The 18,575-nt window shown below is 49.0% G+C and carries 15 protein-coding genes; 11 read left to right on the forward strand and 4 right to left on the reverse strand.

Annotated elements, in window-relative coordinates:
• Positions 1-74 precede the first annotated feature (74 nt).
• The 9 genes from ACI955_RS11720 to ACI955_RS11760 all read left to right on the forward strand — a co-directional run bounded on the left by ACI955_RS11720 (position 75) and on the right by ACI955_RS11760 (position 11,304).
• Complete coding sequence (locus ACI955_RS11720; RefSeq protein ID WP_415243925.1) at positions 75-578, forward strand: YbaN family protein; 504 nt, start codon at positions 75-77, stop codon at positions 576-578.
• A 212-nt stretch (positions 579-790) separates the two neighbouring features.
• Positions 791-1,444, forward strand: coding sequence for a TetR/AcrR family transcriptional regulator (locus ACI955_RS11725; protein ID WP_415243926.1), 654 nt, complete (start codon positions 791-793; stop codon positions 1,442-1,444).
• 17 nt (positions 1,445-1,461) lie between these two features.
• Positions 1,462-2,823, forward strand: a complete 1,362-nt coding sequence (locus ACI955_RS11730) for a cytochrome P450 (RefSeq protein ID WP_415243927.1) — start codon at positions 1,462-1,464, stop codon at positions 2,821-2,823.
• 235 nt (positions 2,824-3,058) lie between these two features.
• Positions 3,059-3,463, forward strand: a complete 405-nt coding sequence (locus tag ACI955_RS11735; protein WP_415243928.1) for a MerR family transcriptional regulator — start codon at positions 3,059-3,061, stop codon at positions 3,461-3,463.
• A gap of 35 nt (positions 3,464-3,498) precedes the next feature.
• A complete protein-coding gene (locus ACI955_RS11740) occupies positions 3,499-4,668 on the forward strand; it encodes an isovaleryl-CoA dehydrogenase (RefSeq protein ID WP_415243929.1) in 1,170 nt (389 codons plus the stop codon).
• Positions 4,669-4,719: 51 nt separating this feature from the next.
• On the forward strand, positions 4,720-6,327 hold the full coding sequence (locus tag ACI955_RS11745; protein ID WP_415243930.1) for a carboxyl transferase domain-containing protein: 1,608 nt from the start codon (positions 4,720-4,722) through the stop codon (positions 6,325-6,327).
• 79 nt (positions 6,328-6,406) lie between these two features.
• A complete protein-coding gene (locus ACI955_RS11750) occupies positions 6,407-8,416 on the forward strand; it encodes an acetyl/propionyl/methylcrotonyl-CoA carboxylase subunit alpha (RefSeq protein ID WP_415243931.1) in 2,010 nt (669 codons plus the stop codon).
• Positions 8,417-8,418: 2 nt separating this feature from the next.
• Positions 8,419-9,285 (forward strand): hydroxymethylglutaryl-CoA lyase, encoded by an 867-nt coding sequence (locus ACI955_RS11755; RefSeq protein ID WP_415243932.1) that lies wholly within the window; start codon positions 8,419-8,421, stop codon positions 9,283-9,285.
• Positions 9,286-9,351: 66 nt separating this feature from the next.
• Entirely contained in the window at positions 9,352-11,304 is a 1,953-nt protein-coding gene (locus tag ACI955_RS11760) for an acetoacetate--CoA ligase (RefSeq protein WP_415243933.1), read from the forward strand.
• A gap of 75 nt (positions 11,305-11,379) precedes the next feature.
• Here the strand turns inward: ACI955_RS11760 and ACI955_RS11765 are convergent, their stop codons facing one another.
• The 4 genes from ACI955_RS11765 to ACI955_RS11780 all read right to left on the reverse strand — a co-directional run bounded on the left by ACI955_RS11765 (position 11,380) and on the right by ACI955_RS11780 (position 15,049).
• Complete coding sequence (locus tag ACI955_RS11765; protein WP_415243934.1) at positions 11,380-12,573, reverse strand: sulfotransferase family protein; 1,194 nt, start codon at positions 12,571-12,573, stop codon at positions 11,380-11,382.
• 13 nt (positions 12,574-12,586) lie between these two features.
• Complete coding sequence (locus ACI955_RS11770; protein ID WP_415243935.1) at positions 12,587-13,708, reverse strand: DUF1214 domain-containing protein; 1,122 nt, start codon at positions 13,706-13,708, stop codon at positions 12,587-12,589.
• Positions 13,709-13,811: 103 nt separating this feature from the next.
• Positions 13,812-14,513: a tRNA (guanosine(18)-2'-O)-methyltransferase TrmH gene (gene trmH, locus ACI955_RS11775; protein WP_415243936.1), complete on the reverse strand. Its 702-nt coding sequence runs from the start codon at positions 14,511-14,513 to the stop codon at positions 13,812-13,814.
• 113 nt (positions 14,514-14,626) lie between these two features.
• The gene (locus tag ACI955_RS11780) at positions 14,627-15,049 is read right to left on the reverse strand and encodes a hotdog fold thioesterase (protein WP_415243937.1); all 423 of its coding nucleotides are present in this window, start codon (positions 15,047-15,049) and stop codon (positions 14,627-14,629) included.
• Between the two features lie 151 nt (positions 15,050-15,200).
• On the opposite strand from ACI955_RS11780, the gene ACI955_RS11785 reads away from it, so the two are divergent.
• Positions 15,201-16,349: an acyl-CoA dehydrogenase family protein gene (locus tag ACI955_RS11785; protein ID WP_415243938.1), complete on the forward strand. Its 1,149-nt coding sequence runs from the start codon at positions 15,201-15,203 to the stop codon at positions 16,347-16,349.
• A gap of 1,469 nt (positions 16,350-17,818) precedes the next feature.
• Positions 17,819-18,526: a bacteriorhodopsin-like gene (locus tag ACI955_RS11790; protein WP_415243939.1), complete on the forward strand. Its 708-nt coding sequence runs from the start codon at positions 17,819-17,821 to the stop codon at positions 18,524-18,526.
• Positions 18,527-18,575 lie beyond the last annotated feature (49 nt).

The following is an 18,575-nucleotide window of genomic DNA, read 5'->3' on the forward strand; positions in this document are numbered from 1 at the left end:
CGGTATTATTGCCGTCAAGCCACAATAGACACCGCGAAGATGTCGACAGCAACGTCTCTTTAGAACGAGTAATAATGAAAGCACCCTACCAGCATCGCAATCCAGTCATACGCTACATATTATTTACTATTGGGTGGATCTCCTTCGTTTTGGGCATTATCGGCATACTATTGCCGGTACTCCCGACAACCCCTTTCTTACTCCTTAGCGCCGCCTGCTTTTTACGCAGCTCGCCACGTTTCTATATTTGGCTGACAGAGCACCGCTGGTGGGGAAAATATATTCGCTACTATTTAAACGGCGAAGGCATACCACGGCGCATCAAAATCTTAATTATTGTCATGCTGTGGATTACCATTCTTACCAGCGCACTGCTCATTGTGAAAATACACTGGCTGAGCGTGATGATGATTTCGGTCGCCACCGTAATAAGCATTTATATTTTTAGACAGCCCGAGCCTATCCCCGAAGACATGCCCAAAGCCACTGAAACTAGAAATATTAGAGAACCTATAGAAACCACCGAGGCCGTAAAAATTAGAGATGTTCGAGAAACGCCGAAAGATCAGCATACATAGCCATATCCTCACAGCTCACGTTACCTAGACTTACAAAACAATCCCCTGTCGCACACATCGCCGACACTTAGTTCATATATCTCACTCTCAATAGCGAATCTAAGAAACGCCATTTCGAGAACTAATCGACATCATCTGAATGAAATTAACTTGACGAAACACCAAAGCTCACTCAATATTAAACACCTGTTTAATATTGAGTGAGCTTTGCAGTGAATCCCAGTACAGCACCCAGACGCCGGGGCCGACCAAAGAAGAGCGAAGCGCCCGCCCGGTCTATCGAGCAATTACTCGAAGCCTCAGCGGATATCTTCGCCCGCGACGGCTATGACGGTGTTTCCCTGCGCAAACTGCAAGATGAACTAAACGTCAGCTACACCTTTTTCCACCACTACTTCAGCTCTAAAGAGCAGCTGTGGCAGGCTATTGTAGACCGGCTCTGCGGCCACACCACCGCCAAGATTTTAGAAGCCCTGCAAAACATTGATGAAGGCCAGAACGAGTTAGATGCACTTAAAGAAGGTATTGCCGTATATATTCGCAGCGCCTTTGAGTACCCCGCGCTCTACCATATCTGTCAGCAAGAATCCCTGCGTGAAGGGCCGCGCCTGAGCTACCTTCACACACACTATTTTGAACCTGCGTGGCAGCTCATCAGCGATATGGTCGCCAAGGTAGAAGACTTGGGCCTTATTAAGGACATCCCCATTGTGACTCTATTCTTCATGGTTCAGTCCGCGACGGCCCCCGTTGTGCAGCTACCCTTTTATCAAAGACTCACCGACAAACCAGAGTTAGCCCCTGAATTTATAGAAACCCATATTCAACAATCTATAGACCTGCTGTTTCACGGCTGGCGCAGATAATAAAACGGAGCCCCCAAATGAAAACACCAACTGATTACTTAGCCTTACCCCGCAAGTCGACCGACGATATTATGCACGTGCCGGGTGACAAAGGCGCACTGCCAATCCTCGGGGATACAGTCGAATTCTTGACTGATTATTTAGGCTTAGTAACACGCAAGCACAAGCTTTATGGACCGATCTTCCGCAACAACGCGCTACTGCAGCGCTCGGTTGCTTTGCTAGGGCCAGAGGCGAATGAACTGGTCCTTAAAGATAGCGGCAAAATTTTTTCCAGCAAAAAAGCTTGGGACCCTATTCTGGATAGATTATTCCCTGACGGTCTGATGCTGCGCGATTTTGATGAACACCGCTTCCATCGCCGCATTCTGCAAGCGGCATTTAAAAAGGATGCACTGCAGGGCTATCTCGACGAGATGAACCCGCGCATGCGTGAAGGCGTTGCCGCCTTCCCTAAGCAAGTCGAGTTCGGATTTAAAGACAGCATTAAATCAGTATTGCTAGACGTCGCCGCGCAAGTGTTTATGGGCGTAAAAATGGGCAGCGACGCCGATGCCATTAACAAAGGCTTTTTGCATGCGATGGAAGCATCAATGGCGGTCGTGAAACTGCCGATACCGGGCACTACATGGCAGAAGGGTTTGAATGGTCGCAAAACGCTCAAAAACTTTATTGAAAAACATATCGAAGCAAAACGCGCCACCGAGAGCAGTGATTTCTTCTCACAGTTTTGTCACGCCAAAGACGAAGATGGCAACACCCTTAGCAATGAGGCCGTGCGCGACCACACTATTTTCTTGCTGTTTGCCGCTCATGACACCACCACTAGCACGCTGTGCTCGATCATTTACGCACTAGCTAAAAACCCAGAGTGGCAAGATATTCTGTACCAAGAATGCCAGCAAATTGAAGGCGACAATCTAGGGTACGACGACCTGCCAAAACTAGAAAAAGCCGCGCTGGTAATGAAGGAAGCTTTGCGGATGTACCCCCCAGTCCCCGCTATTCCGCGTCGCTTAATTAAAGAAACAGAGATTATGGGTTATACCCTACCGGCAAACACTGGCGTCGGTATTTCACCGCTCTTCACCCACTATATGGAAGAGTGGTGGACTGAGCCCAAGAAGTTTGACCCCGAGCGTTTTTCTGCTGAGCGTGCCGAACACAAGCGCCACCTTTATCAGTGGATTCCCTTCGGTGGCGGCGGCCACAAGTGTATCGGTCTTAACTTTGCTGAAATGCAGGTGAAATTATTTATGTTCCATTTACTGCGCAGCTACACCATTAGCGTTAAGCCCGGCTACGAAATGAAGTATAACGCCGTGCCTATTTCCTTCCCGACTGATGGCTTGCCAGTCACCCTGACCGCCAGAAAATAGTCCTGCCTCTACACCAGTAAATTCATTAATTTACTGGTGTAGAGCTCTGACTCTAATCTACGTCTATTCCCATTTTCAATACAGCGCCTGCCCTCAGGCATCAGCTTAATACCCACACCTAGCTTAAACTCGGCCCACTCAGTCTAATCAACACACGCCTCAATCATGTTGACGTTAACGTCAACTGCGGATAAAGTATGGCGCTACTCAGCAATCTAACCATTGGCAGTGAGCTATGGCCGACAGAACTTACGGTATTTCAGATCTGGCATCGGAATTTGACGTCACCACGCGCACGATCCGTTTTTATGAGGAAAAGGGCCTGCTTAATCCCCTGCGCGACGGGCAAACTCGAATTTACAGCGCCGCCGATCGCATTAAACTTAAATTAATTTTGCGCGGTAAACGCTTGGGCTTATCCCTGGAAGATAGTAAAAGCATCATTGAGATGTATCATCCCGAGCACGACAACAGCCCACAGCTTATTAAACTTATCGACAAGATACGTGAGCGCCGCCGACTATTAAAAGAACAACTCAAGCAGCAGCTACAAGACTTGCAAGATATGATCTATGAATTAGACCAAGCCGAAAATCGCTGCCAAGACGCCTTGAATGAAATAAATAAAACGAACCACTAAATATAGTAATCACGGATTATCCAGAGGAAAATACTATGAGCACTTCCTACCCTACTTTGAACTTTGGCCTCGGTGAAGAAGTTGAGATGTTGCGCGATGCCGCCCAGCAATTTGCCCAGAAAGAAATTGCCCCCCGCGCGGAGAGCATCGACAAAGACAATGAGTTTCCCATGGACCTCTGGCGCAAAATGGGCGACATGGGCTTGCTCGGCATCACTGTCTCAGAAGAGTATGGCGGCAGCAATATGGGCTATCTGGCCCATGTTATTGCCATGGAAGAAATCAGCCGCGCTTCCGCGTCGGTGGGCCTTTCTTACGGCGCTCACTCCAATTTGTGCGTAAACCAACTCTTCAAGAATGGCACTGACGCCCAGCGCGAAAAATATCTGCCCAAACTCTGTTCAGGCGAACATATTGGCGCACTGGCCATGTCAGAACCCAATGCCGGCTCGGATGTTGTCAGCATGAAACTTAAAGCCGAAAAAGACGGTGACCACTATGTGCTTAACGGCAATAAAATGTGGATCACCAATGGCCCCGATGCCCACACCTATATCATCTACGCAAAAACTGATATCCACGGCGGCTCACGCGGCATTACCGCATTTATTGTCGAACGCGACTACCCCGGCTTTAGCCGCTCACCTAAATTAGACAAGCTCGGCATGCGTGGCTCCAACACCTGCGAGCTGGTGTTTGAAAACTGTAAAGTGCCAGCGGCAAATATTTTGGGCGCGGAAGGCGGCGGCGTAAATGTATTAATGAGCGGCTTAGATTTTGAACGCACGGTGCTATCTGGCGGGCCAACAGGCATTATGCAAGCCTGCCTCGACGTGGTGATCCCCTATCTTCACGACCGCAAACAATTCGGACAGAGCATTGGCGAGTTTCAATTGATGCAAGGCAAATTGGCAGACATGTACACCGAATTGAATGCCAGTCGCGCCTATCTTTATACCGTCGCCAAAGCCTGTGATCGCGGTGAGGCCAGTCGTAAAGATGCGGCCGCTGTCATTTTGTATACTGCCGAGCGCGCCACCCAAATGGCACTACAAGCGATTCAAGCTCTGGGCGGTAATGGCTACACCAATGAATATCCAACGGGCCGCTTACTGCGCGACGCCAAGCTTTATGAGATCGGCGCTGGCACCTCAGAAATTAGACGCATGTTGATTGGTCGTGAGCTCTTTAAAGAAACGATGTAACACACTCGCTTATAAAAATTAATCCTAAGAAATACCATAGGCACCGCGACAATGACTGTACTGACATCGACTATTAATCCACGCGACCCAAGCTTTATTGAAAACGCCGAACACATGCAAGCGCAAGTCGACGACTTAAAGCAGCTAGTCGCTAACATTAATCAAGGCGGTGGCGAAAAGTCACAGCGGCGTCATCAAGACAAGGGCAAGCTACTGCCCCGCGAGCGAATCAGCGCGCTAGTAGATGTGGGTGCCCCCTTTTTAGAGCTATCGCAACTGGCCGCCTATAAAGTCTATGACGAAGAAATCGCCGCTGCGGGCTTAATCACCGGCATCGGACGGGTCTGCGGTCAAGAGTGCATGATCATTGTTAATGACGCCACGGTGAAAGGCGGAAGTTACTTTCCGCTAACGGTAAAGAAACATTTACGCGCGCAAAATATCGCCCAAGAAAATCATTTGCCCTGTATTTACTTAGTCGATTCCGGCGGCGCCAATCTGCCCCGTCAAGACGAAGTGTTTCCAGATCGCGAGCACTTTGGTCGAATATTCTTCAATCAGGCAAATATGTCTGCAATGGGTATTCCGCAAATCGCAGTGGTCATGGGTAGCTGCACCGCAGGCGGCGCTTACGTCCCGGCTATGGCGGACGAATCTATTATTGTCAAAGAGCAAGGCACGATTTTTCTGGCCGGCCCGCCATTGGTTAAGGCCGCCACCGGTGAAGTGGTTAGCGCGGAAGCCCTGGGCGGTGCAGATGTGCATTGCAAAGTGTCTGGCGTTGCCGACCACTACGCCCAAAATGATCATCATGCTTTGCAAATAGCGCGCAATGCGGTAAAACGCTTGAATCGTTGCAAACCGATATCTATGGATATTAGCCCCAGCGTCGAGCCGGCTTTTTCACCCCAAGAAATTTACGGCGTGGTTCCCAAAGACAGCCGCAAACCCTACGATGTGAGAGAAGTGATTGCGCGGATTGTCGATGGCTCCGACTTCGACGAATTCAAAGCCCTATTTGGCACGAGCTTGGTATGTGGCTTTGCCCGCATCTTTGGCTATCCGGTGGGCATTGTGGCCAACAACGGTATTCTGTTTTCAGAGTCGGCACAAAAAGGCGCGCACTTTATTGAGCTGTGTGCGCAACGCAAAATTCCGCTGATCTTTTTACAAAATATCACCGGGTTTATGGTTGGCCAGCAATACGAATCTGGCGGCATTGCCAAGCACGGCGCCAAAATGGTGACTGCCGTTGCCTGCGCACAAGTACCTAAACTCACAGTATTGATTGGTGGCTCGTTCGGCGCAGGGAACTACGGGATGTGCGGCCGCGCTTACGACCCGCGCTTTATGTTTATGTGGCCTAATGCCCGCATCTCGGTTATGGGTGGCGAGCAAGCCGCTGGCGTGATGGCGCAAATCAAACGCGACCAGTATGAGCGCGAAAATAAAGATTGGCCAAGTGACGAAGAGCAGGCCTTTAAGCAACCTATTCTCGACACCTACGAGGAACAGGGTCACCCCTACTTTGCATCAGCCAGACTGTGGGACGACGGTGTTATCGATCCTGCCGATACGCGCATGGTGCTGGGCTTAAGCCTGTCAGCCAGTTTGAACAAGCCCATAGCAGACACTAAATTTGGTGTCTTTAGAATGTAAGCCAAGCCCTAATTAATACACTAAATGCCGCCGTGATCGCTACGCCAAACGCGGGTAATAATATCCAGGAAATAAAATAATGTTCGACAAAATTTTAATCGCAAACCGTGGTGAAATTGCCTGCCGAGTTATTAAGACGGCGCGTGAACTGGATATTCTAACCGTTGCTGTTTACAGTGACGCCGACCGCAGTGCGCTGCACGTCAGTATGGCTGACGAAGCCGTCTATATTGGCGCGTCGCCGGCTAGAGAATCCTATTTAGATGTTAATAAAATTATCGACGCAGCAAAAATAAGCGGCGCCCAAGCTATTCATCCCGGTTACGGTTTCCTATCTGAAAACGCCGAGTTTTGTCGCCGCTGCGCAGCCGAGAATATCGTTTTTATTGGTCCGCCAACCAGCGCAATAGTGGCGATGGGATCGAAATCTGCCGCCAAAGACATTATGGGAAAAGCCGGCGTACCCCTGGTTCCCGGTTATCATGGCGCCGACCAGAATCCAGAAATCATTCGCCAGGCGGCTAATGATATGGGCTACCCGGTATTGCTAAAAGCCACCGCCGGGGGCGGCGGTAAGGGTATGCGACAAGTGTGGAGCGCCGAAGAGTTCGACAGCGCCCTGCAGGCCGCAAAGCGCGAAGCCCTTAATGGCTTCGGCGACGATACGATGTTGGTAGAAAAGTATCTTACCCAGCCACGCCACATCGAAATTCAAGTTTTCTGCGACAGCCACGGCAACGCTGTTTATCTGTTTGAGCGCGACTGCTCTATTCAGCGCCGCCATCAAAAGGTCATTGAAGAAGCGCCCGCGCCGGGCTTAAGTTCGGCACTGCGTAGTGAAATGGGTAATGCCGCGGTATGCGCCGCGCAAGCCATAGACTACGTTGGCGCCGGCACCGTTGAATTTTTATTAGATAGCGACGGTAGTTTCTATTTTATGGAAATGAATACCCGCTTACAGGTTGAGCACCCGGTCACTGAAATGATCACTGGCCTCGATCTAGTCGACTGGCAGCTCCGCGTTGCCGCGGGCGGTGTATTGCCACTGAAGCAAGATGAACTGCAAATTCGCGGTCATGCCATAGAAGCGCGAATCTATGCAGAAGATCCCGACAATGAGTTTTTGCCGCAAACAGGCACCCTCCACTTTTTAGAAACCCCGTCTGAATCCGCCCACGTTCGCATTGATACCGGTGTGCGTGAAACCGATGAGGTAAGTGTGTTTTACGACCCGATGATTGCCAAGCTCATCGTCTGGGATGAAGACCGCGACGCCGCGCTGCGTCGCCTAAGTAGCGCACTTAAACAATACCGTATCAGCGGCGTGATCAATAATATTGATTTTCTGCACACCCTCAGTCGTCATCCGGCCTTTGTTGCTGCCGATTTCGACACCGGTTTTATCGGCAAGCACGAAGCCAGTTTAATCGGCATCGCCCAGCCCCAAAATCCCAGTAGCATAGCCCTCGCCGCCTTGTATTTAGTGCTGGCACAAAAGCAGCGCATCCAAGAATTTGCGCAAGCCAGTGGCGAAGCAAATTCGCCCTGGAACAATCCCCACAACTGGCGCCCCAACCAAGCCGCAGAACATCGCTTTACACTCAAAAGTGGCGACGATCTGCATACGGTAGCAGTGACCGCCCAGTCGAGCGCCATGGATTCTGCCTTTTTGATTCACTGCAATGACACCGCCTACACCGCAAGTGGCGAGCTAGCCGGCCGAGTAATGAAAGCAGATATAAATGGCCGCAAACTCACCGCCACCATTTCTGCTCATGGCGGCAGTTATAGCCTATTCAGTGCAGAGCCAACCCTGCACTTCGCTATTCACGGACCGGACTTGGGTGACAACAGCAATGACGCCGGTGAAGATCAATTAGTCGCTCCCATGAACGGCACCGTGGTGAGCCACTTAGTAGAGACCAGCAGCAGCGTTGTCAAGGGCACTCCGCTGATGATTATGGAGGCCATGAAAATGGAGCACACCATTCGCGCACCCGCAGATGGCATCGTCAAGGCCTTCTATTTTCAGGCCGGCGAGCTAGTCAGCGGCGGTGCTGAGTTAATTCAATTTGAGCGAGCTGAATAATCATGGCAAAGATATTCCCAAACAGAGCACGCATCGTCGAGGTAGGCCCACGAGATGGCCTCCAAAATGAAAAGCAGCCTATCGATATCGACACCCGTGTGCAGCTCATCAATAAACTTGCCGACGCCGGTCTTAGCTATATCGAAGTAGGCAGTTTTGTCAGCCCGAAGTGGGTGCCGCAAATGGCCGGTAGCGACCAAGTGTTTGCCGGTATAGAGCGCAAGCAAGATGTTCACTATATTGCCCTGACTCCCAATCTGCGCGGTTATGAGCAAGCGGTTCTTGCCGGTGCTAGCGAAGTGGCGATTTTCACCACCGCCTCTGAGGCCTTTGCCCAGAAAAATACCAATTGCTCCATCGCAGAAAACCTTGAACGGTTCACGCCGATTATTGCAAAAGCCAAAGCACAGGGAATGCCGGTACGCGGCTATATTTCCTGTATTGCGGGCTGCCCATACGAGGGTGATATTCCACCAGAAGCAGTTGCGCAGCTCGCCGTTAAATTAATTGAGATGGGCTGCTACGAAATTTCACTGGGCGACACCATCGGCAGCGGTACCCCAGAGCAAATCACCGCTATCTTAAAGGTGGTATTGCAACACGTCCCAGCCGACAAACTTGCGGTGCACTTTCACGACACCAATGGCCGCGCATTAGAAAATATTCGCGTGGCACTGCAGTCAGGCATTACCGTGATTGATAGCGCGATAGGCGGATTGGGTGGCTGCCCCTACGCCGAAGGCGCCTCAGGTAATGTGGCAACCGAGTCAGTCATCGGCTTATTGGATGAACTCAATATTGCCCACGGCATTAATCTTCCCAAGCTTTTACAAGCAAGTGCATTTATTACTCAGGCACTAAAGAGCTAAGAAAGGAACAACAACCAGTGTGTAACGCTGGACACATTATCAGGTCTTAGCGCTAGGAAAAAAATAATGGCCCAATGTTTATGGCAAGCTCCACCAAGTCGAATAGCCAACGCCAAGCTCACTCAATTTCAGCACAAAATTGAAGTTGAAAATGGAACTAGCTTTGCCAGCTATGACGCGCTTTATATTTGGTCTATAGATTGCTCGGAATTATTTTGGGCTGCGGTGTGGGAGTTTTGTGGGGTACGCAGTTCAGCGCCCTACCGCTCAGTCATCCGCGCTGGAAAGTCTTTTTCAGATACCGACTGGTTCGAGGGCGCAAAGCTTAACTACGCTGAAAACTTACTGCGCCGCCGCGACGACAAAACAGCCCTTGTCTCACTGCTGGAAAATGGCCAGCGCCGCAGCCTCTCTTATGCACAATTATATAAACAAGTAGAACAGCTGGCAGCGGCGCTGCGCGCTCAAGGCGTAAGCTCTGGAGACCGCGTTGCCGGCATTATGCCCAACATTCCAGAAGCGGTAATCGCCATGTTAGCGACGGCGAGTATTGGTGCAATCTGGTCTTCCTGCTCGCCAGATTTTGGCAGCCAAGGCATTTTGGATCGCTTTGCACAAATCCAACCTAAGGTTCTTTTCTGTAGCGACGGCTATTATTACAATGGTAAAACGATTCACTCCCTAGACATCGTGAAGTCTGTCGCTGACAGTATTCCTGAGTTAAAAAGAATAGTCGTAGTCGCCCTCATTTCTGAGTGCTCAGATATTAGCGCCATTAAACACGCGACGCACTACTCAGACTTGCTAGCGGATGCCCCGACAAGTCCGTTAATGTTTGAGCAACTGCCCTTCGATCACCCGCTGTATATCCTGTATTCATCCGGCACCACCGGGGTACCCAAGTGCATTGTTCACAGCGCCGGCGGCACATTGCTGCAACATCTAAAAGAACACGCCCTGCATACCGACATCAAAACTGACGATGTGCTGTTTTACTACACCACCTGCGGCTGGATGATGTGGAACTGGCTAGTCTCAGGTTTAGCAAGCGAATGCACCCTTGTGTTATATGACGGCTCACCGCTGGCAGGCAGCAACACCCTGCTACTTGACGCCATTGATCAAGAAGGCATTTCCGTTTTCGGCACCAGCGCCCGCTATATTGCCTCGCTAGAAAAAGCCGACATTAAACCGCGCGAGTCTCATTCCCTCAGCAGTTTAAAAACCATCTTATCTACCGGATCACCGCTAAGCGATGAAAGCTTCAACTATGTATACCGCGACATAAAAAAGGATGTGTGTCTGTCTTCCATTAGCGGCGGCACCGATATCGTTTCCTGCTTCGTGCTGGGCAATCCCCTGCTGCCGGTTCACAGCGGCGAAATTCAGTGCCGCGGCTTGGGCATGGCGGTAGAAATTTGGAATGACGACGGCGAGGCGGTTTATCAAGAAAAAGGCGAGCTGGTATGCACTGCGCCCTTCCCTAGCTGCCCCATTGGTTTTTGGAATGATGCCGACGACGAAAAATTTCACGACGCTTATTTTGCTACTTTCCCCGGCATTTGGGCGCACAGCGATTACGCCGAAATCACAGTCAACAAGGGCGTTATTATTCATGGCCGCAGTGACGCCGTGCTCAATCCCGGCGGCGTCCGTATCGGCACCGCAGAGATTTATCGTCAGGTTGCCAAAGTGGAGCAAGTGATCGATTCAGTGGTGGTGGGACAAGACTGGCAAAACGATGTGCGAGTTATTCTATTCGTGGTCTTAGCTGAGGGTGTTAACTTGAACGACGCCCTGATCAAAACCATAAAAGCCACTATTCGCAGCAACGCCACGCCAAGGCACGTACCGGCTAAAGTCCTGCAAGTCCCAGATATACCCCGCACCATCAGCGGTAAAACTGTCGAGCTTGCCGTTAAAGAAACCCTGCACGGACGGGCGGTGAAGAACACCGACGCCTTAGCCAACCCTGAAGCCCTTGTGTATTTTAAAGATCTACAAGAGCTACAAAACTAAAGCGGAGCAGCCTGATGTCGAGTAGCGCTGGTATTAGCCAGTGCTAGGCCATATAGAATCAGCAGGCATCTAAATTTAGTCAACAAAACGCTTTCGGTATTCCGCAAATTGTTGCTTTAAGCCTTCTTCGGTTAAACCAAACTGCTCGAGGGTATATTCATGGCCGGGACGACTGTCACGGCGGTTATCTTCCTGATGTTTTTCCATGGCGGCACGAGCGGTATCGGTAAGGTCCATGCCAATAAAATCATAGACTTTCTTTACCGACGACAGCGGGTCGACCACGGTGTCTTTATACCACACGTCCAAAAATGCCTGCGGCTGTTGATCACGAATTTTTAGCGTGTGTAATGTGCCGCGCGCATATTTTGCAGCCCACTGCTCGCCAACTACTTTTCCATCTACCTTATCGCTGCACATAATCCATAGGTTGTAATTCATACTCGCAGCAGAGGGAATGGTCTGCAGCGGGTCGCGGTGAGTCTGAACAATTTTAGCGTCTGGAAATATCTTTAACAAAGTCGCGATATGGTGGATATGATGTGGCGTTTTTAACAGCCAGCGCTCGGCCACTTGGCTTGTTTGTTTTTTCTGCCACTGCAAAAATTGTAATAGGCGTTTCAGGTATTGATAAGCCGGTGTATTGTCGTGTTCATCGTTCCATTTGCCATAGGTTGGCACATTGCAAAAAGCATCGGGTACGGTGCTATAAAAACTGTGCTCCAGTAGCAGTATATCTTCATCAGCAGCCACCGGGTCCATGGGATGAATAGCTGCAATTTCTGGGTTTGCCGCTAACATGGCGGCCACTTCAGCCTCAGCAGAAGTAATGCGTGCATCCTTACCTTTAAAGTCCCACTCTAATTCCGGTGCGGGGTTGCGCACTTCATACCACAGCGGTGCGTAAAAGCGTTTATCCGCAGCGAGTATTCGATGAAAGAACGTCGAACCCGTTCGCTGCAATCCAATAATCACGACCGGAGCAGTAATTTCTTCGTCAAGAATCTCTGGGTGTTTATCAATCCACCCCTCTACTCGCAGACGATTAATTAGAATATTGAGAATACGCTGGTACTGACCAAAACGGCCGCCGGGATTTAAATTGGCCTCTTCGTTTAATGACTTGATCAAGATGTCCAGGGGCTCACGAAAAGATTCATCACCAAAATCAGTTAGGCCGGTGGCATCCATGGCCGCTGCCAATAAGGTGGTCGCTGTTAAATCAACCTCGGGAATAGCAAAGTCTGTGCTCTGTTGTTCTGTGCTCAAGATCGTCTCTCCTTTATTGGGCCAATAGCTGCGCTAGGTCTGCCAGTTTCACCACTTTGCAGCGGGGGTGCACAATACGGTCTGCACCAATCCACCGAAAAGCCATGGTGCCCTCGCGATGGCCAGTAGTGTCTAGCCAGTTTTCGCAGCCCGGGTCTTTAGCAGACACCACAATACGCACACCACCATCACCGCGATATTTCGCGGTGTGCTTGTTAACATGAATCTGCACGTAGCGGTATTCAAGCGATTCCATCCAGTAATTATTCAACTGAAAATTCCAGTTGTCGCACTGCGGTATATCATCAGCTTCAATCAGCAGCGCTTCATCATCTGCCAAGTTAAAATAGCCGTGGTAATAATAAATATTGGGATCGCCACCAAGCTTTTGACAGTATTCCTGATCCGCCGCTGGCAAGGTATTGGGGTGTTCCTTAAAGCCCTGCGCCCAGTCGGCAAACAAGGTTGCGGTGCCTTTCACAAAGGCGGCGGTGTTGGCTAAATCTGCTTTTAATTTTGGCCCGGCAAGCGCTGCGGGTTTACTATCTCCCATATCGAGACGGCTAATAGTAAGGTCGGCGAAGATCTCGGTAGATCGATCCAAATAGGTTTCACGCACTAACACCGCCACGGTGTCATCGGTTATTTTCAGCCAATTACCGGTCTGCGGGGTTTGCGACAGAATCACATCAATGCTGCCGTCGGCGTTTACCTCTAAGCCGCTGTGGGTATCAATGGCACTGACCGAGCGCATATTGCCGTCGGCCTCCTCGTAGCCACCGGCAATGGCAATAAAGCCAAGATAGGCAACGGTACCCCGCGTACCGCTAATGCGATAATCATGTCTGCCATTGATCTCGGCGCGCAGATAATAGTTGTCGGGGTTGTCGGCACCAATTTTCGCGGTTTCATGAGAGGGTCGGTAAAAGCTGGGGAAATCGCGGTCACTGCACTCCATAAACATATCAAGGGCAATGCGAGTTAGTCGGGTGAGATAGCGCCAACCCTCGGCGCGGTTCAATTCATCAGCGGGCGCTTCTGGACGGATGATCTGCTGGCCAGCGGCCTTGAGCTCATCGCAAAACGCCTCCCATGCATCAATGTCGACGAGGGGATTTGGGGTTTCTGCTGCCATTGTCATACTCCTATTATTATCGTCAGTATTCTGACTTAACAGCAGTATCGACGCATCACCCAGACAGATGACGCGGGTTTGGCCTTAAAATCGAGGGGGAAATTTAACCGTTGAATCTGGGCGCCTTACCGTCGCGCACCGCGTTTTGCCAGACTAGACCATCGACTAATTCGCCGTCTTCAGCCAGTGGCGGATAGGCCAAGCCGTGGTCACGACAATATTCGCTGACTTTGGGCTGCGCCCATTCAAATAGAATTCTATTATAAGTTTCATCGTCAAGTCGACGCTGCGAATACAAACCGGCAATTTGCCGCTGACGCTCAGCCTCTGCCAAGATAATCCCCGCCGCCACCGACACATTGTAAGACTGCACCATACCCCGCATGGGAATAGTGATATGGATGTCAGCCATTTTGCACCCAGCGTCACTGACACCTAATTTTTCGGCACCTAATAACACCACCGTGGGGCGGGTGTAATCGACTTCCCGGTAATCAACTGAATCAGTGGCCAAATGCGCAGCCAAGACCTGATAGCCCTGCGCTTTTAAAGGTCCTAAAGCAGCGCTAACATCAGCGCGCCGCTGCACCGACACCCAGCTATGAGAGCCCATGGCAGTGCCATTAAAGGCTTTATAATCTTTATCTGCCATGGCGCAATACATCGTCGCGATACCTGCGGCATCTGCCGTACGCACAATCGCTGACAGATTGCGGCTTTTATGAACATTGTCGGTCACAATGGTAAGGTCTGGCTGGCGGAACTCAAGTACCTGACGCAGGCGTTGCAAGCGTGCGGCTGTCATTGGCATAGTCTCTATAAACAAAAACGCCGCCTAGTTTACTGCAGCGAACCGAGAGCGCAAATAATTCTTACTCCGGTTATTAATATCCCTCAACTAGGCAAGCATCACCGCGTTTAAACCGTATCGATTACCGCCATCGTCAAACGCGACAGACACACCAATTTATCCGCCTCATCGGTGATGTGAATTTCCCATACATGGGTGCGACGGCCAATATGTACGGGCCGCGCAATGCCGGTTACCAAGCCCGAGCGTACCGAGCGAATATGGTTAGCATTAATATCTAAACCCACACAGGCCATATTCTCACCGGTGGCCATATGCGCTGCAAAACTGCCCAAGCTCTCTGCCAATACTACCGAGGCGCCTCCATGCAAAATGCCCATAGGCTGGTGGGTGCGCTTATCAACCGGCATGGTACCCATCACATAGTCGGCACCAATCTCAGTGAATAGCAGCCCGAGGGGCTCGGCAATCGTATTTTTGTTAAAAGCATTTGCTTCGACGATATCGTAAGTCTGTTTCCAAATTGTCATTTCTAATAATCCCGCTTATTTGATTTATAAATTCGCCTACGAATAAGACCCAAAAGCCTAATTAACGAGGTAAAAAGTCCCACTGGCAATTAAAGTTTACTCTGATAACATGACTGCCATAATAGCATTCATATCCCCAAAGGAAATCACCATGTCAGCAATCCCTAGAACCGTGTACGAAGAAGAACATGAATTATTTCGCAGTTCGGTAAGAAAATTCTTAGAAGTCGAAGCAGCGCCCTACCACGCTCAGTGGGAAAAAGATGGGCAAGTCGATCGCGCTCTGTGGATAAAAGCGGGCGAGCAAGGCTTTCTGTCACCCAGCGTGACCGAAGAATACGGCGGCGTGGGCGTGGATTTCCGCTATAACGCCATTGTTGACGAAGAGTGCGGCCGCTCAGGCTTTACCGGTATTGGCTGGGGCTTACACTCTGACATCGCGGTACCGTATATAGAGCGCTACGGCAGCGAAGAGCAAAAGCAAAGATACCTGCAAAAGTGTGTCACCGGTGAAATAGTAATGGCAATTGCCATGACCGAGCCCGGTGCCGGTTCCGATTTACAAGGCATTAAAACCAACGCAGTAAAAGACGGTGACGATTATATTATTAATGGCTCAAAAACCTTCATCACCAATGGTCAGCACGCCGACCTAGTGATTGTGGTTGTCAAAACTGACCCATCGGCTGGCGCCAAAGGCACAAGCTTGTTTTTGATGGAAGCAGGCACACCCGGTTTCAGCAAAGGTCAGAACCTTGAGAAGATCGGCTTAAAGGCCCAAGACACCTCAGAACTATTCTTCCAGGATGTGCGTCTTTCAAAAGACCAACTCCTTGGCGAAGAGGGCATGGGCTTCATCTATTTGATGCAAGACCTTCCACAAGAGCGTTTGAACGTCGCGATTATTGCAATAGCCAACGCCGAAGCCATTCTTGAGCAAACCATTGCATATGTAAAAGAGCGCAAAGCCTTTGGTAAAACTGTCGCCACCTTCCAAAACACCCAGTTTAAACTGGCGGAAATGGAAACCGAGGTGAGTGTTGCCAGAGTATTCCTTGATCGCTGCTTAGAGCTGCACTTAGAAGAAAAGTTTGATGCTGTTATGGCGGCAAAAGCCAAGCTAATGACAACCGACCTACAGTGCAAAGTGATAGACGAATGCCTGCAGCTACACGGTGGGTATGGCTACATGTGGGAATACCCTGTCGCTCGGGCATTTGCAGATTCACGCGTGCAGCGCATTTATGCCGGCACCAACGAAGTGATGAAATTAATTATTGGTCGCGACTTACTTAAGTAAACATGCTTTAGACGTCATATGACAATTAAGGGGCCGCATATATTCTAAGTGCCCCTATTAAATAGAAAAAATAAGCATTTCTGTGCATGCCTCAGAGGTGCTTTTTTTTGACTAAAATCTAGTTACGACAAGCTAATAGCCAAGCCCTAGGATCTAACTAAAAGATATCTGACGCTGCGATTGATGATCTAATCTTATTAATCGATTCTTGAATTTGTTTTTAAATGAACACCTGAAGACTAATATGAGAATGAATCACCATATTTAGCTGTCAATTGCGCAGATTTTATAAGCAATTTTTGTTCGGCTAATGCCGACTCATTTGAGGGTAAATCTGAATACTATTTTTCAAAGATACTTTCTCGATGTCTTAAGCTTAGATGTCACTATCAGTTGCTTCGCAGAAATATCTATTGCTGACATCGGCTGGCAACATCCCTTACAAGCTCAAAACACTCTATAGCAATGACATGAGCTATGTCATATTCAAATACTTAACGTCATCCAGAAATCGCCCTCATTGGCGACCAAACCAACGATTAATCTTTCACACTCACACGAAGTGTTCGTCAGCATGCCTCCGCCCCCAAAACAGTAACTATCGAATTTTAATCACACAGGCAAAGCGGGTTAAGGGCGAACAAAAGGTTCATGCTCAAGACAAAACATCATGTGAGTGGCACGCTGCAATAACTCAGACACACCAAAAGTAGGCCCCACTAGGGGACGATTAACAAAGCGATTCCTTATTGATATTGAAGCCAGTAATTATTAAGGGGATTTCGTAAAGATGGTTATTTACGATGAAAATCAACAAGTTATTAAAAAGTCACGCCACATCTTAGGAAGACGGATGGCCTGCCATCACTTCCTGATACTCTGCAAGAAATCACAGCGCTATCTTGAACTCGCTGGATTGGCTAAACACCGAGAGACCTCGATGACTTGACTAGCTGATACCAATAGGCGCAGGGTGTGTCTATGCCCGACAATTGTCTTTACTGTCAGTTAAGAAAAATTCCAAAGAAATATTTAAACTTGCCGGCATCTAGACAGTAAGATCATAATCTATTAAGCATTAGGGATGATTTAGAAATTCGACATCAACTAGTCGCAATTATGTGCTTCCTATACTTTGCATATCCGCGCCAAACTCAGACAGGACAAAGTCATCGAATTTACTAAAGAAATTGAACCGGGCTTTAAACATCAAAATCATGCAATCCTTATAAGTGCAGGGGATAGGGAGCGTCAAAAACCAATAAGAAAATGCTCAACAACATATTAGCTAAAGATCAAATGTCTAAATACGTTCAACCGGTGATCTGATAAATCATCGTTCGCGTAAGGAATCTAATTATCTTTACCTATGTAAATGTGTAGGGTAATTGTGATGGGTGTGTCTCGTGTTTATACTCCAGTAAAGATGCAGATGCTAAATAAGAGAAAAGTTCTATTAGGGGATACACATGACTAAAATGTTACCAGTAAACGATTATGTAGGTATGTCTTTTTGGCTAATATCTATGGCTCTCGTTGCTGCCACAGCGTTTTTCTTTATTGAGCGTGATCGCGTCTCAAGCAAATGGAAAACATCTTTGACAGTTTCAGGTCTTGTTACGCTAATTGCGGCAGTTCACTATTTCTATATGCGAGAGGTCTGGGTCTCTACCGGCGAATCACCGACGGCATTCCGTTACATTGATTGGCTATTAACAGTACCATTATTGATGATCGAGTTTTACTTGATTCTATCTGCAGTATCTCCAAAGAAAGTCCCAACTGGGATTTTTTGGCGTTTACTTATCGGCTCCATTGTTATGCTTGGATTCGGTTACGCTGGTGAAACTGGGATAATGGACGCTAAAATTGCATTCGTTCCATCAATGGCAGCTTGGGCATTCATAATCTGGGAAATCTTTCGAGGTGAAGCAAGTAAAGTTAATGCTGGACTTGACAATCCTAACGTCCAGAAAGCCTATAAAACGATGCTTCTGCTAGTAACATTTGGTTGGGCAATTTACCCACTAGGTTACTTCTTAGGTTACTTCGTTGATGGCTCGAACAGCGGCACTATGAATCTTATCTACAACATAGCTGACTTCTGGAACAAGATCGCTTTTGGTCTGGTTATCTGGGCAGCGGCTGTAGCGGATACAGAATCCAAAACAAGCTAGTTCGTTTGAAAGGGTCAGCTTTGCTGGCCCTTTTAATATTGAAAATAAA

The sequence above is a fragment of the Zhongshania sp. genome, from assembly GCF_047636175.1.
Lineage (GTDB): Bacteria > Pseudomonadota > Gammaproteobacteria > Pseudomonadales > Spongiibacteraceae > Spongiibacter.